Annotated in this window: 14 protein-coding genes; 10 read left to right on the plus strand and 4 right to left on the minus strand. The window is 56.9% G+C overall.

The features are described 5' to 3' along the window. Positions 1–67: 67 nt before the first annotated feature. The 7 genes from ACNKH6_RS00280 (at position 68) to ACNKH6_RS00310 (ending at position 5992) form a co-directional block, all read left to right on the plus strand. Positions 68–637 (plus strand): hypothetical protein, encoded by a 570-nt coding sequence (locus ACNKH6_RS00280; RefSeq protein ID WP_417913542.1) that lies wholly within the window; start codon positions 68–70, stop codon positions 635–637. After that, positions 621–1865 (plus strand): bifunctional phosphopantothenoylcysteine decarboxylase/phosphopantothenate--cysteine ligase CoaBC, encoded by a 1245-nt coding sequence (gene coaBC, locus ACNKH6_RS00285; protein ID WP_417913543.1) that lies wholly within the window; start codon positions 621–623, stop codon positions 1863–1865. The genes ACNKH6_RS00280 and coaBC overlap by 17 nt, the downstream gene beginning before the upstream one ends. Next, a complete protein-coding gene (locus ACNKH6_RS00290) occupies positions 1846–2379 on the plus strand; it encodes a DUF615 domain-containing protein (RefSeq protein WP_417913544.1) in 534 nt (177 codons plus the stop codon). The genes coaBC and ACNKH6_RS00290 overlap by 20 nt, the downstream gene beginning before the upstream one ends. A gap of 49 nt (positions 2380–2428) precedes the next feature. Further along, complete coding sequence (locus ACNKH6_RS00295; RefSeq protein ID WP_417913545.1) at positions 2429–3436, plus strand: Gfo/Idh/MocA family oxidoreductase; 1008 nt, start codon at positions 2429–2431, stop codon at positions 3434–3436. A 152-nt stretch (positions 3437–3588) separates the two neighbouring features. Beyond that, on the plus strand, positions 3589–4998 hold the full coding sequence (locus ACNKH6_RS00300; RefSeq protein ID WP_417913546.1) for a DUF1015 domain-containing protein: 1410 nt from the start codon (positions 3589–3591) through the stop codon (positions 4996–4998). Between the two features lie 440 nt (positions 4999–5438). Then, positions 5439–5804: a transposase gene (locus tag ACNKH6_RS00305; protein WP_417913547.1), complete on the plus strand. Its 366-nt coding sequence runs from the start codon at positions 5439–5441 to the stop codon at positions 5802–5804. After that, positions 5801–5992 carry a hypothetical protein gene (locus ACNKH6_RS00310; RefSeq protein WP_417913548.1) on the plus strand — a complete coding sequence of 64 codons (192 nt, stop codon included), beginning with the start codon at positions 5801–5803 and terminating at the stop codon, positions 5990–5992. The genes ACNKH6_RS00305 and ACNKH6_RS00310 overlap by 4 nt, the downstream gene beginning before the upstream one ends. Positions 5993–6071: 79 nt before the next feature. Here the strand turns inward: ACNKH6_RS00310 and ACNKH6_RS00315 are convergent, their stop codons facing one another. Further along, positions 6072–6290, minus strand: coding sequence for a hypothetical protein (locus ACNKH6_RS00315; RefSeq protein WP_417913549.1), 219 nt, complete (start codon positions 6288–6290; stop codon positions 6072–6074). A gap of 196 nt (positions 6291–6486) precedes the next feature. Beyond that, positions 6487–8445 carry a hypothetical protein gene (locus ACNKH6_RS00320; protein ID WP_417913550.1) on the minus strand — a complete coding sequence of 653 codons (1959 nt, stop codon included), beginning with the start codon at positions 8443–8445 and terminating at the stop codon, positions 6487–6489. 144 nt (positions 8446–8589) lie between these two features. Between ACNKH6_RS00320 and mutL the strand changes: the two genes are divergently transcribed. Then, positions 8590–10368 carry a DNA mismatch repair endonuclease MutL gene (mutL, locus tag ACNKH6_RS00325; protein ID WP_417913551.1) on the plus strand — a complete coding sequence of 593 codons (1779 nt, stop codon included), beginning with the start codon at positions 8590–8592 and terminating at the stop codon, positions 10366–10368. 31 nt (positions 10369–10399) lie between these two features. On the opposite strand, the gene ACNKH6_RS00330 is transcribed toward mutL, so the two are convergent. Together ACNKH6_RS00330 and ACNKH6_RS00335 are read right to left on the minus strand one after the other, a co-directional pair. After that, entirely contained in the window at positions 10400–10684 is a 285-nt protein-coding gene (locus ACNKH6_RS00330; RefSeq protein ID WP_417913552.1) for a hypothetical protein, read from the minus strand. A 65-nt stretch (positions 10685–10749) separates the two neighbouring features. After that, complete coding sequence (locus tag ACNKH6_RS00335; protein WP_417913553.1) at positions 10750–11148, minus strand: hypothetical protein; 399 nt, start codon at positions 11146–11148, stop codon at positions 10750–10752. Between the two features lie 243 nt (positions 11149–11391). Here ACNKH6_RS00335 and ACNKH6_RS00340 point away from each other — a divergent pair, with 243 nt between their 5' ends. Both ACNKH6_RS00340 and ACNKH6_RS00345 read left to right on the plus strand, forming a co-directional pair. After that, a complete protein-coding gene (locus ACNKH6_RS00340) occupies positions 11392–11784 on the plus strand; it encodes a cell wall hydrolase (RefSeq protein WP_417913554.1) in 393 nt (130 codons plus the stop codon). A 160-nt stretch (positions 11785–11944) separates the two neighbouring features. Further along, entirely contained in the window at positions 11945–13552 is a 1608-nt protein-coding gene (locus ACNKH6_RS00345) for a DUF445 domain-containing protein (RefSeq protein WP_417913555.1), read from the plus strand. Positions 13553–13578 lie beyond the last annotated feature (26 nt).

Raw genomic sequence — 13578 nt, forward strand, 5'->3', positions numbered from 1 at the left:
CTGGTCGAGCGCGGTCTTTTGCTGCGCATCCTTCTTTCATCCTGCACGAATTCCGAGGAACCATCCCATGAAACACCGCGCTTTGCCTGTGAAAACTTTGCTCTTCGCGCTGGCTCTGACTGCTATGCCCCTGCTCTCCGGCTGCGTTCTGCCCGGAAGCTCCGGGCGAAGCGACTTCAGCGGCCTGCCGCCGATTCCCAACTTTGCCGATGACATTCAGGATATTATGATGCCTGCGGAGATGGAATGGGACCGCGCCAAATCTATGGCGATCAAAACCGAGTCCTTTCATGGCGGGATATGGCATTACATTGGCAAGGTTGAGGCGGTGTCGCTGAAAGATTTCATGCTCAGTGCAATGCAAGATGCAAAATGGAAGCTGGTCGGTGAGGCAGCTTCCACCGACATCATGTTCGCCTTTGTCAAACCGCACAAAACCTGCATGATGATCATTTCTGAAGGTGACTTTGGCAGAACCGGCCTGACGCTGTATGTGACCATAGACAAAAGCGCTTCGGTCAAACTGAATCCCTTCGGCGAGCCAGCCAGCAGCGGCCAGCGGCGGCAGGAGAAGATTCCGCCTATGCCGGCAATGCCGGATGTGCAGCCGATGCAGCAGGATGACTACCTGCGCTGAACCAGTCATGCCTCCCAGCCTGCGCGGCAAAAAAATTTTGTTTGGAGTCTGCGGCTCCATCGCCGCGTTCAAGGCTGCGGGCTGGGTGCATGCCTTGACCAAGGAAGGTGCTGAAGTGACGGTGCTGATGACTGCCGCCGCCACCCGTTTTGTCACGCCGCTGACTTTTGCCGCGCTGTCCGGGCGGCCTGCGCATACCAACATGTTCGCTGACGGCATGAGCCATATTGCTCTGCCTGCGGCGGCGGACGCAGTGCTGATTGCGCCAGCCACAGCCCAGACCTTAGCCCGGCTGGCGCACGGCATGGCCGATGACCTGCTCTCCGCCTCGGTGCTGGCCTGCGCCGCGCCGGTGCTGCTCTGTCCGGCCATGAATTCTAAAATGCTGGCGCATCCGGCCACGCAGAAAAATTTGGCGGCTCTGCGTGAATTCGGCTACGCCATTGCCGAGCCGGAGTGCGGCTTGCTGGCCTGCGGCGAGGAAGGAGCGGGGCGGCTGGCAGAATGGAACAGCGTGCGGGAGCTGCTGCTGGGTCTGCTGACCGCGCAGGACATGGCCGGTCAGCAGGTGCTGATTACTGCCGGGCCGACGCGGGAGCCGCTTGATCCGGCCCGTTTTCTCAGCAACCGTTCCAGCGGCAAAATGGGCTATGCGCTGGCGCGGACAGCCAAACGGCGCGGGGCAGCGATCACGCTGGTTTCCGGGCCGACCGCCTTGGAACCGCCGCCCGGCGTGACCTTGGTACGAGTTGAAACTGCGCTGGAGATGGCTGAGGCCGTCAGCCGCCATGCTCAAGCCGCCTCAATAGTGGTCAAAGCAGCAGCCGTGGCGGATTTTCGCGCCGCCGCCTTTTCCGCCCAGAAAATCAAAAAAACAACGGCAGAACCGCTGCTGGAGCTGGCCGTCAACCCGGATATTCTGGCCACGCTTGGCCGCAGCCGCCGGGATGACCAGCTGCTGATCGGTTTTGCGGCGGAAAGCGGCAATCATGAGGCTGAGGGCAAGCGCAAACTGCTGGCGAAAAAGGCCGATCTGATCGTGGTCAACGACATCCTCGGCAGCAGCACCGGTTTTGATGTGGACACCAATCAAGTCACCCTAATCACCTTGGACAGTGTGGAACAGCTCGATTTGCTTTCCAAAGAAGAGACCGCCGACCGGATTTGGGACAAGGCCCTGCTGCTGCTGGCAAACAAAAGGAGACGGCATGGAACTGAGCCGGTCTGAGCAAAAACGAAGAATCAAGCAGCTGGAGCAATTGGTCGAGGAGTTGGCCGCCTTGCCCGCCGCTGTGCTGGATGAGCTGCCTGCGGCTGAGGAAGTGCGCTTGGAACTGAAAGAGGCCGCTGGATTGGGACGGGACGGGGCGCGGAAGCGGCATCTCAAGCATATCACCAAGCTGCTGCGGGAGGAAGAAACGCCGGACGCGCTCTATCAATTTCTTGCGCAACGCAAGGGAACTGCGCTGCTGCGAAAAAAACAGCAGCACGAGCTGGAGCATCTGCGTGATGCCCTGATTGAGGAGGCGATTGCCGCCCGCAGCCGCGCCGCCGAACGGCAGGAGGATTTCTCCGAAACATGGCGGTCAGCAACAGCCGAGGACATTGCGGCCAAATTTCCTGCCGCCGCTGCGGGCGAGCTGGCCCGGCTGGCCTTTTTTTTCGCTGTCAGCCGGAATCCCCGTCACAGCCGCGAGCTGTTCCGAATGCTGCGGGCCGCGCAGGAAGCGGCTGCCCGCTGAAAAACTGCCACCTGCCTGATGCAGGCTGCTTTTTTTAAAATGACATGATATGAAGCCAGAGGAAGGCAAAGTTCGGGTTGGAGTGATCGGAGTCGGCTATCTGGGCCGCTTCCATGCGCAGAAATACGCGGCCATGCAGGATGTGCGCTTGGCTGGAGTGGCGGATATAGATTTCGCGCGGGCTGAGGCGGTCGCTGCCGAATGCGGCACGGTTCCTTTTGCCGATTACCGCGAGCTGCTGGAGCAGACCGACGCTGTTTCCATTGTTGTGCCGACCATCCACCACCATCAGACCGCCTTGGCCTGCCTTGAGCGCGGCGTGGATATTCTGTTGGAAAAACCGATGACCACGACCTTGGCGGAGGCGGACGAAGTCATCGCCTTGGCGGAGGAAAAGCAGCTCATTCTGCAAGTCGGCCATTTGGAACGCTTCAACCCGGCGGTTCTGGCCGTGCAGCCGCTATTGAAAAATCCCCTGTTTATCGAAGCGCACCGGCTGTCGGTGTTTAAAAATCGGGGCACGGACGTGGATGTAATCCTCGATCTGATGATTCATGATATTGATATCATTCTGTCAATGGTCAATTCTCCGATACAGGGCATCCACACTGTCGGCGCACCAGTGGTCACGCAGCTGACTGACATCGCCAACGCCCGCGTCATTTTTGAGAACGGCTGCACCGCCAACATCACCGTCAGCAGAATTTCTTTGGAGAATGTGCGCAAGATGCGGATTTTCCAGCCGGGCCGCTATCTGGCCGTGGATTTCAGCAAAAAAGAGGTGACAGCGGTGCGCCTGAAATCTGGCAGCGAAGGCGGCATTCCCCTGCCGGACATTTCCCGGCACGCCTTCCAAGAGCAGGATGTGCTCGAATTGGAGCTGCGCGAATTTGTTGCCAATGTTCAAAAGCGCCGCAGCCCGACGGTTTCTGGCCTGGAAGGCCGCCGCGCCTTGGAGCTGGCCTTGGCAGTGATCAGCCAAATCAAAGAAAATCAGGGCAAATTCGCTCATCTGCTCGGCACCGAAGGCAATTTCGGCTTTCTTCAGGAGCCGTGAGGCTGATCTGCCGCTGAACATTCTGTATCTGCCGCATTGCATTCCCTGTTCTAACACTGGTGGCAGAACGAAGAAGTGCCACCAGACCGCATTGATCAACTCTGCTTACTTACTTTCCCTCTTTGCTTTCACAACGTCAGGAGATACGACCGATGGCTGCTCTTGCCCCGTTCCGCGCTCTGCGCTACAACCCCGCCAAGATCGAGCGGCTGGATGATGTCTTCACCCCGCCCTACGACATCATCTCCGCCGGAGACGGGGAGAAGCTGCGGCAGAAGAATCCGTACTCGATGATCAACCTGGACCTGCGCAACACTGCCCAGGACGAGACTGCGGACGACGGTCGCTATCAGCAGGCCCGCGACCGCTTCCTTGCCTGGCAGAATGAAGATATCCTCATCCGCGACGCGCAGCCCGCCATCTATCTCTACAGCATTGAGTACCAGCATCCGAACGGCAGACGGCTGACCCGCAAGGGCATCGTCGCGCTGGTCGGGCTGGCGGAGTTCAGCGAGGGCATCGTCCGCCCGCACGAGAAGACTTTTGCCGGGGTGATCGGCGACCGCCTCAAGCTGATGGAGACCTGCGCCGCGCAGTTCAGCAAGATCTTCTCCATCTACTCCGACCCGCAGCAGGAGGTCATCCGCACGCTGGAGCAGGCGCAGGAGCCGCAGCCGCTGCTGCACGTCAAGGACGGCAACGCCAACACGCACACGCTCTGGCGGGTGACAGACGCGTCGGCCATTGCTGCCGTGCGGCAGTTCTTCGCCGACAGGCCGGTGTACATCGCTGACGGCCATCATCGCTACACCACCGCGCTCGAACATCGCCGTCGGATGCTGGCCGCCAACCCCGATCTGCCCGCTGACCATCCCTGCAATTTCATCATGATGTACCTCTGCGGCTGCGAGGATTCGGGCCTCTCTGTCCTGCCAACGCACCGCCTCGTGCGCTGGTCCGGCGCGATGAGCGCGGACGCGCTGGCAGCCAAGATGGGCGCGGGCCTGGAGGTGGCGGAGATCACTCAAGGCAGCCGCGAGAGCCTGCTGGCCGAGACGCTCAACCGCATGGACGAGGCCGAGGCGGACAGCGGCCTGCCCGCTTTCGGGGTCTATCATCCGGGCGAGAACCGCTCCTTCCTGCTCGCCGCCACGCCGCAGACCTTCGCCGCCAGCCCGGCCTTGGCTGCCAAGCCGGAAGTGCTGCGCGGGCTGGATGTGGTCGTGCTTTCTGACTTCCTCATTCAGGAGCAGCTTGGCCTCAGCCACGAGCAGTGCGTGCGGGAAAAGTTAGTGAGTTACATCAGCGACCCGGACGAGGCGATTGACGCGGCGGTCAAGCAGAGCGTGACCGAGGACGGGCACACGCCGCTGCTCTTCCTCCTTAACCCGACCAAGGTGGCGCAGGTGCTGAAGGTCGCGGACAGCGGTAACATCATGCCGCACAAGTCCACCTTCTTTTACCCGAAGATACTCACTGGATTGCTGATACGGAAGCTGGATGAGGCGGTGTTGTGTTCGGACTGCAGCATCGTTAATGCAAATTCGTTATTTGCAAGCTGATCCTGTCTTTTGAATCTTGTGTAATGCGAATTAGGAGTTAAAACCAATCCATAATTCTTGTACGACAGGTCGGCAAAGCACCACCTTTGCCGACTTGACCGCAGGAGGAAAAATGGATTGGCAGGAACGTCTTATAATATTATTTTCTTGCATGGACAAGCAGTTCACATCCCGCCTGTGTGTCTGTGCGGAACGCATGAACAATAGTTCCAAACCTAGATTCAGCGATTCCGAGGCAGTGACTGTTTATTTATGGAGGATTATGAATGGGCACAGAAAAGTGAAGCCGGTCTATGGATATGTTCTTCGGAATCATCTGAAGGAATGGGCATCCAAAACTTCCCGCATATGCGGCGTGTATCCAACGGCTGAACCGTCTCCCGCAGGCTTTTGCCGGACTGCTTTCTGTCATTCAGAATGATTTTCTGCCGCTAGCTGAATTGGAACACATCTGCCTGATTGACTCAATGCCGATCATGACTGCTGATGCCCGGCGGCTGCGCCGGGCATCAGCAGCCCGTGAAATCGCAGACAAAGGCTGTGATGCTGTCAAGGAAAGGCAGTATTTCGGCCTCATTCTTGCTGTCCGAAGAAACAGGAGGCTTCCTCCGCCTGATTATATCGGAATCACACTGGCAAGCGCAGCGGACATCAATGTTCTGAAAGATATTGCCGACGATCTGCATGACACTTCTGTCTCTGCGGATAAAGCATATCTCAGCAAGGAATTGAAGCAGTTTTCAGAAGAACAGAACATCGTTTTAAACACGCCGGTGAAAAAAACAAAGGACAGCAGCTCAACATGACGGATGAAATGCTTTCAACAAATGTCAGCCGAATCAGGCGGCAAATTGAGTCCCTGTTCAACTGGATTGACGAGAAAACCGGCATCAAGACAGCTTCAAAAGTTCGCTCAACACAAGGGCTGCTTGTTAATGTCTATGGAAAATACGCTGCCGCTCTGTTGCTACTGACCCATATTTTCAACTCCTAATTCGCATTATTTATTACAACTGCCCCTGTGTCGAGTGGCTGCACCAAGCATGTGCTTGATGTAGATACTGTTGTCCTGGTCAAGTGCCATGCAGGGCCGGATCGAACATTTTTCCTGATTTGAGGACGCCGACAGCGACATGGACGAAGCCCTGCGCATCATGGCTCATGATGATGACCATCGGCGGTTTTCCGTTCGCGGCGAGGCGGGCCTTGAAGGCCTTGCCCCATTCTGTTCTTGCGGCTGCGGCCATCGCGGGCATGTGAAGAGCAGCCTTGCGGAGAAAGGAATGGCCCATTTTCGAGATTCCCGGCTTTCTGCGGACACCGCGCCACCTGACGGGAGCTGCCGAAGCGTCTGCCGCTGAAGAAGGAAAGCAGGACAGGGATGGATCAGGACGACGTGCTGCTTTGCCTCGAAGTCACCCTGCCATAAAAAATGGCAGGGGCTTTTCACAGCCCCTGCCATCAGCAAATTATCTGTGCAATCTGCGGCTACTTCTTCTTGTTGCCCGGATTTCCTGGGCTGGTGCCTGCTCCGTCATTGATCGGCGGATTTCCTGGAGGCTGCGGGTCTTGGCCGTTGCCGACCCCGTTGTTGCCTTTATTACCTCCGGCATTGCTTGGATTGGCCACCAGAACACTGCCTTTCGCGGTCGCAGTGTTGCCCGACTGATCTGTGGCAAGCACCGCCCAGACAATGTTGTCGCCGACCCCGCCTGAATCGGCGATGGTCAGCGTGTCGCCGGACACATTGACAACGCAGGACTCCATCTTGCTCTGCTGCGAGCCATCCTTCTTGACTTTGTAGCAGGAATAATCGGTTATCTTGACAGAGGCGGAGCAGTTGTCCGTCGCTGTCGCCTTGAACGATATGGGCGCATCTGGCGGCGAAATTGTTGCCGGAGCATTGGCTTGGACATTCGTCGGTGCAAGGGTGTCCACAACGGTCACAGTCGCCGTTGCGCTGCCGCTGTTGCCATTACAGTCCGTGACGGTCAGCGTGACTGCCTGCTGTCCGACATCGGCGCAGGTGAAGCTGCTCTTGCTGAGGCTGCGGGAGGCTATGCAGCAGTTGTCTGTGGTTCCGCCGTCAACATCAGGCACAGAGATTGAAGTCTTGCCGCTTGCATCAAGCTGCACGGTGATATTTTTTGTTTTGACGACTGGAGCCAGATTATCAACAGTCGTCACTTTTGCTGAACAGGAATCGGATTCACCACTGTCATCAGTCGCAGTCAAAGAAACATAATTCGCTACGCCGATATCAGAACAGGTGAATTTTGATTTGGAAATATTCAAAGCCACATGATCACCCGGATCGGGATCAGACGAGCCGCCATCAATGTTAGCTGGTGAAATTGCAATACTGCCGTCTGAACCAAGAGCTGCCTGCATGTCCTTGCACTTCGCCTCCGGCGGCGTATTCTGGCAAACCTCAGTTTCTACTTTTGCAACAGCCTTTCCAACTCCTGGCGTGGTGCTTGTCATCGTGAACTCATTGAAGAACTTTGTACCCTTAACGAGTTGTCCCGTTGGCACTGTTGCTGTGGTCGAACCGGTTGCCCCGGCTACAAGAGTACCGACGTTCGTGTTCCATGACGATCCGCCCGAAGTGCCGCCAGTATGGCTTATCTGCACATTTTGGATAGAACCTTTGCTTGGATTACCATAATCCAGCGTATAGGTTATTTCCTTGCTGCTTAAAGGAAGGCATTTGCCTCCAAGGCCATCACCTGCTTTCAAAGATGTAGCCCAGACACAGGCTTCAAGCACAGCTTGAATGACAGGCTGAGGATTATTTAGAAACTGCGTCAGGTCAAAGAGTTTGCCGCCTGTGTCATCAGCGAGCTTTTTCGTCTCTGTAAACAAGTCTGTTGGAATAATGCCGAAGAAAATACCATTTCTGGCCTTCATTGCATCAATGGATTCCTGCTGTGTGCGACCGCCTTGATTTGGTGTTTCATCGGTAATAAGGATATTACAGTATGGTGCCCCTGTAAAACCAAGCGACGGTTTAGGAGTGGATACGCAGGTTGAACCATTCCATGCAGCAGCAATTGTATCGCTTGCAGATTCGTAAACTACCCGGTATCCTTGTTCGGTACCGCCGTATGCAATCATTTGATCAACCGCATTATAGAAAACATTCTGGTCAGTTGTCAATGATGTATGGATATGCGGGATTTCCTGAGATTGTATAGGATCGTTCACATCATAACAATGATCTGGAGTTGGGAAATTTGTACCCATCGCTCCATAGCCTACTAGACCAACATGTGACCCTATTGGCAAGGCACCATATATTGTCTTGACATTCTTCTTCACACCATTGATTGCAGACGACATGCTTCCTGATTCATCGATCTGGAATACAACATCAATTTGGGCCTGCGCAGCCGTGGCCGCTGCAAAAACAGCCGCGCCGGCGGTTAACGATAACATTTTCTTCATAACGTCTCCTCCTTAGTTGAGCAAATGAGTTAAATGTAGCATTTATATATAATCAACTTTTTAAAAAAAGTCAATATATTTTTTATATGATATTATAGATAATAATAATTATTTCTATATAGCATGAAATTAACCGACAACGCCATGTCAAAAATACGCATCCTCTCAGATCAGCTTGCCAGCCGTATTGCCGCCGGCGAGGTCGTGGAGCGGCCCGCCTCGGCGGTAAAAGAGCTGCTGGAAAACGCCCTTGATGCCGGAGCCGACCGCATAGATATCCACGTGGAAGGCGACGGCACCCGCCTGATTCGGGTGGCGGACAACGGCTGCGGCATGGATCAGGATGACGTGCTGCTCTGCCTGGAACGCCACGCCACCTCCAAGCTGCGCGAGGACAGCGATTTGGAATCGGTCGCAACGCTCGGCTTCCGGGGCGAGGCCCTGCCCAGCATCGCCTCGGTCTCACGCCTGACCATCCTGTCCCGCCTGAGCGGCGCGGCGGCAGGCACGCGGGCCGAAGTGCGCGGCGGCATCCTCCACGATGTCCACGAGGACGGCTGCACCAGCGGCACGGTCATTGAGGTGCGCGGCCTCTTCAGCAACGTTCCGGCCCGGCGCAAGTTTCTCAAGAGCAAGCGGACAGAGCTGGCCCACATCGAGGAGGTCATCCGCAGCCAGGCCGCAGCCTGCCCAGAGATCAGCTTTTCCTTGCTGATTGATGAGCGCAGCGTGCTTGATCTGCCTGCCGCCAGCCCGGAGCAGCGGCTGCGGGCCATCTGCCGCTGCCCGGACGCGGACTTGCTGGAGCTGGATTCGGACGGCGAAATGACTGTGAACGGCTGGCTGCTCCTGCCGGAAGAAAGCGGCACTGCGCCGCTGCGCATCTGTGTCAATCGGCGGCCTGTGCAGGACCGGATGCTGCGCCACGCCATCGCAGAAGGGCTGCGCGGCCTGCTGATGAAGGGCCAGCAGCCTGCGGGTCTGCTCTTGCTGACAGTGGCCCCGGAGCTGGCAGATATCAACGTCCACCCGGCCAAGCGGGAAATCCGCTTCCGCAATGCTGGGGCGGTGTATCAGGCGGTAATGCAGGCGACAGAAGCTGCGGTGCGGCGGCATCAAGAGCGGCTGCGCTCGCGCTTTTTTGCCGGGCCGAAGGATGTAAATGCAGGGGCATTGCCCTTATCTCCTCAGCATCAAACGGATTATACGTTTGTAGGGGCGAAAAATTTTTCGCCCCTACAACATTCACAAGAAATCTGCATTGCCGAGCCGCAGCCGCCGTTCCAAGAGAAATTTGCCCCGCCGCCGGAAACGTCAAACACTGCGAACCGCTTGCCCCTGCTCCTTGAGCCGGAACAACGCGGCACGCTGCGGCTGATCGGCCAGTTCGCCAATCTCTATCTGCTCTGCGAGCAGGACGGCCAGCTGGTGGTGATTGACCAGCACGCCGCTCACGAGCGCATTCTCTATCAGCAGCTGCGGCAGCAGCACGAGCGCAAGCAGCCAGCCAAGCAGACGCTGCTGTTTCCGATTCTGGCGGAGCTGACAGCGGAGCAGGCGGATGTGCTGGAGCAGGAGGCGGAGACGGTCGCCGCGCTGGGCGTGGAGGCGGAATTCTTTGGCGGCAGCACCTGGCTGATCAAAGCATTGCCTGCTGTTGCGGCCCATCTGCCGCCGCAGGAAGTGCTGGCTGACGTGCTCGGCGGGCTGACGGCCAAGCTGCCTGACTGCGTGGACAAGCTGCTGGCTTCATTGGCCTGCAAGGCGGCGGTCAAGGCGGGCAGCAGCCTTCAGCCGCAGGAGATGCTGGCCTTGCTTCATGAAATGGGCGGCAGCGAGCTGTTCTCGCACTGCCCGCATGGCAGGCCGGTGTTGAAGAGCTTTTCCAAACAGGAGGTTGAGAGGTGGTTCAGGCGGGGGTAGAAAAATAAGCCATTGCAAAAAAATCACCAACTCAGCTTCGTTCCCTATAAACGACCTCACCGGTACAAATCATCGCAGCAGCATCCTCAGCTTCTTGTCCTACAGACCACCACCCCGGCACGATTGCTGTGTCTGTCTGCGCTAATACGCGCAGCTTCGGCAATGCTTCCTTGAAATACAGTGAAGATGCCGCAAAACACGCCCAGAATCGCACTTCTGCTTCAGTGTCGTCCAATGCCTGCAAAACTGTAGCAATTCCCAATTGACGCACATTTTTTGGCATATTTTGCGAAAGATTATTGGCCAATCCTTCCAATGCCTGCGCTCGCAACGAAGCGGCTTCAGTTGTGTCAGCTGCTGTTTTGATTACTGCACAGCAAATCAGCAGGTATCAGTGCGGCAATTACCTGCTGATTTGCTGTGCAGTAATTTATAAATGAAAGCGTATAGACTGCGTGGTATCGCTGCGCAGCGATGAGGGCTGTTCTCAAAAAGGGTCAACAGCGGCGTTATATGTTTTTTTCTGGCGATGCAGCTCAAAGAAACGCCAGCTTGTCCCCACAGCTCGCTGCGTTGACCGGACAGGATACTGAGAAGGGTGTCAGCATCCTGCTTGCCGCCTATCTTGCCAAGCAGCCAGCAGGCTGTCTGCGCTTTTTCCGTGTCAAGGCTGTCAATCCAGCCATCACTGCGTGAAGCGAAGCCTAACTTTTCAAGCGTTTCAATGTCACGCGCTGCTTCCGGGAACTGCTTTTTTATTGCCGCAAGGCTCGGTTTCATTCTTGGTTGGCGATATCGCCGTCATTTTTTGTCTTGGTGTCCGCCTTAGCAGGCAAGAAATTCATTTTTCAGTATATTTTATTTTTACATAAAATTCAATATGTTTTTGGCAAAATCAGTATTTCCGCCGCCGCCCCGCAAAAATAATTCTTGCTTTTGCGAAAAAGCAAGGATATTATCACGCCCAATCGTGACAAATAATGATCGGACAATGATCAGAGCATGATCAGCCGATGAATGATAATGAACGTTAGAGACGAGGTGCAGGTTATGAGTTTTCTCGAAGGACTGTTGTGGCTGACACTCAATGTGTACCACGAGGCCCGCAGCGAACCCAAGATCGGCCAGCTCGCCGTCGCTCATGTCACACTCAACCGGGCCAGCCAGAGCAATCAGAGCCTTGAGCAGGTGATCACGGCACCCAAGCAGTTCAGCTGGACATCTCTTCAGAAGTCCTATCTGCCGGATGAGCCAGAAGTGTTCATGAGCTGCATGCAGACCGCCATGAAGGCGATGATGTCCTCAGATTTCACCAAAGGCGCGACATTTTACCACCGCACGGACGTGCGGCCAAAATGGGCCAAGGATAAACGATACGTCGCGCAGTATGGCGAGCATCTGTTTTACCGCAACTGAGCCTCCTTTCAGATGTGGGAAGAGCCGTTCCGAGCAGCCTGGAACGGCTCTTTTTTATGGTGCTGCTCAAGCACAAGCCTGTTGATTTTCCTTCCTCTTTGCTTTACACTTGCAGCCGTCTCCTTTCCTCGGCCATCATTTTTCATGCAGCAGGAGCATCATGTCTCTTGAGCAGACGGTACAGCTCGTTCTCACTTGGGGCGGCCCGCCGCTGACCGGCGCATTCATCGGCTATCTGACCAACGACATTGCCATTAAGATGCTGTTTCGTCCGCTCAGGCCGTGGCGCATCTTTGGCATCCGAGTGCCGCTCACGCCGGGCATCATTCCGTCCAAACGGCATCAGCTTGCAGAAAACATTGGTGAAATGGTCGGCGGCCAGCTCCTCACCGCGCACGATATCGGCGAAGCGATGTCGTCCGAACGGTTCCAAGAGCATCTGCGGCGGCTGGCGGACGAAAAGCTGAACAGCCTGCTGGGCCGAGATATTGGCCCGCTGCTCAACCTTGTGCCGCAGCAGTTTCGGATTCACGCCAAGATCGGCCTGCGCAGCATCAAGCACCGTTTGCGCGGCAGCATCCTTGCCTATCTCGCTTCACCCGTCTTGGCGAAAAACATGAGCGTCATTCTTGCCGCCCAGCTCCGCAGCGCAGGGGGACGGAAATTGGAGGAGCTGCTGCGGGCTGAAGACCGCGAGGGGCTGTATGCCGCGCTGGAAAATTTCAGCAAAGAGCTGCTGACCGGGCCGGAGACAGCGGCGCGGCTGGGCGGCTGGCTGGAGCAGTCGCTGGCGCAGGCGGCAGCGGCGGGCAAAACCGTCGGTGAGCTGCTGCCTGCCGGACTGCGCGAATTAGTCTGCTCGCTGGCCGCTGATCAGGCTCCGCAGGTTGTGGCGCAGCTCGCGGCCATCATGGCCGAGCCGCCGATGCGGGCGCGGGTGGCGCAGGCGGTCAGGGGCGGGGTGGATCATTTTATAGACAGCCTCGGCCCGATGGCGGCAATGGCCAAAGGCTTCCTCAACATGCAGAGCCTCGACGGCATCATCCTGAACTGGCTGACCGAGCGTGAGGGCGAGCTGCGGGCGTGGCTCCAGCAGCCGGAGATCAACGAACGCGCCGCCCAAGCCCTGCGCGAGCAGGCGGAAGCCTTTTTCGCCCAGCCCTTGGCCGCGCTGCTGGCCCAGATCGGGGCTGAACGGCTGCCGCTGCTGAGTCAGCAGATTGCGGCCCAGCTTCTCGCCGCGCTGGCCGACGACGCAGTGCAGCAGCCCCTTGCCGCCGCAATTCGGGCAGCATTGGAAGAGCTGCTGGAACACGGTCAGATATCCTTGGCCGCTTTGGCGGACAAACTGCCTGTCGCCAGCAGCCGCAGCCTGCGCCGTGCCCTTCTTGGCGAGTTGCAGACCTTGGTTGATTCTGAGCCAGTGCGGCGGCTGGTCGGCAAATTAGTCAGCTCACTGATTGACCAGCTCGCCGCCCGGCCTGCCGGTGTCCTCCGCGACCTCATGCCCGCTGAACTGCGCAGCGGCATCATTGATCATTTTGTCCTCTCCGCCAACCGCCTGCTGATCCGGGAAGTGCCCAGCCTGACCGACTCGCTGCGCATCCGCGAGCTGGTGCGGAACAAGGTGGACTCGCTTGATCTGCTCCGCTTGGAACGGCTGCTGCTTTCCATCATGGAGGAACAATTCAAGTACATCAACCTCTTCGGCGGCCTGCTCGGTTTCTTGATCGGCCTGCTGAATTTGGCCATGCTGCGCTGGTTCTGACCAAGCTCCAAGCTCAAATCAAGCTC

It is taken from the genome of Candidatus Electronema sp. JM (assembly GCF_048287415.1).
In the GTDB taxonomy this organism is placed as follows: domain Bacteria; phylum Desulfobacterota; class Desulfobulbia; order Desulfobulbales; family Desulfobulbaceae; genus Electronema.